Annotated in this window: 1 protein-coding gene; it reads right to left on the bottom strand. The window is 67.3% G+C overall.

Going from position 1 to position 1,315, the window contains the following annotated elements; translation table 11 throughout:
- Nucleotides 1-432: hypothetical protein (locus ID132_RS05620; RefSeq protein ID WP_193128089.1), on the bottom strand; the 432-nt coding region annotated here is incomplete at its 3' end.
- Nucleotides 433-1,315 lie beyond the last annotated feature (883 nt).

Here is a 1,315-nt window from a genome sequence, read left to right as displayed (position 1 = left end):
AGGTGACGCCCGATGACCGCACCCAACCCCGCCACGCCCGCCGACAATGGCAGCGACGACGACCAGCGCGACCTCAGCCGCAAGCGCGACCGTGAAGCCTTCAAACCCACCCGGCACGCGCACCGGAACCAGCCCGACGGCACCACCCCCGAACCCGAAACCGACGGCATCAACGACCACGTCCGTACTCACCGCGACCACTACCTCGACGGCGAACGACTCGCACGCCTTGGCGAGTTCCAGAAACTCACCGCACTCGCCGGCGCCTACCGCGACGCGGTCGCCCGCACCGAACTCCAGGTCGAAGAGCGCAGCTACGTCGCGAGTTACGACGACCTGTTCCGCCTGAACCTCCGGTCGATCGTCGCCGACTTCGGCATCAAGACCAACGAATCCGACGCGGCATTGGTGAACCGCGCGCACGACGCCCACCGGCTCACGACCAACCACCACACCTGGCTTGCTCCCTTGCGCGATGGTNGACGATGCGGCACGCCCGCGCGCTCCTGCGGTACGCCGGCAACGTGCCCGATGACCGGCTCGACGAATACACGCGCAAAGTCCTCGACTACGCCCGCACCGCGACCGTGTCGCAAACCGATACCTACGCGCGCAAACTCGCGGTCGACCTCGCCGCGCCAGAGTTTGAAGAAGCGTTCGAGCACGAATACGCAAAGCGACGCGTCACGATCGACGACCACGACTTTGGCATGTCGACGATCCACATTGATGTGCCCACCGTGCAAGGCCACGCGATCGTCGACCTCGCCGACCAACAAGCCCGCGCCCTCCACACCGAACACGAGACCGAAGCCGAGGAACACCGGGAACGCGTCCGTGCGGCGGCCGCAACCGGCACCGACTTGTCGCCGGAGGATGCCGAGTTCGTCGAAGACACCCGCACCCTCCGGCAACTCCAAACCGACCTCATGGTCGACACGCTCCTCACCGCGACCCCGCAAGCCATCGTCGACTCGCCGACCGCGGGCGCAGCCCGGGTCACGGCGACGGTGAGCGTCGTCATTCCGGTGATGAACCTGATCGACCCCGACGCACCCCGCGAGGTGGCGACGGTCGACGGGATGAACCCGTGCAGCATGACCGAAGCCCGCGAAATCGCCGCCGGGGCACCTTGCTTCCAGNCCTCACCGACCCGATCACCGGCCACGTCCTCACGGTCGACACCCGCAAACCCACCATCGAAATGCGCCGGTTCTTGCAGGTCCGCGACCAGACGTGCGTGTTCCCCGGCTGCCGCCGAGCGGCGCATCGCAGCGAACTCGACCACATCACCCCCTGGGCCGCGGGCGGCAAA

It is taken from the genome of Gulosibacter sediminis, from assembly GCF_014904065.1.
Classification (GTDB): domain Bacteria; phylum Actinomycetota; class Actinomycetes; order Actinomycetales; family Microbacteriaceae; genus Gulosibacter; species Gulosibacter sediminis.
The sequence above is the reverse complement of the archived record's forward strand: the minus strand, read 5'-3'. Positions and strand labels throughout refer to the sequence as shown.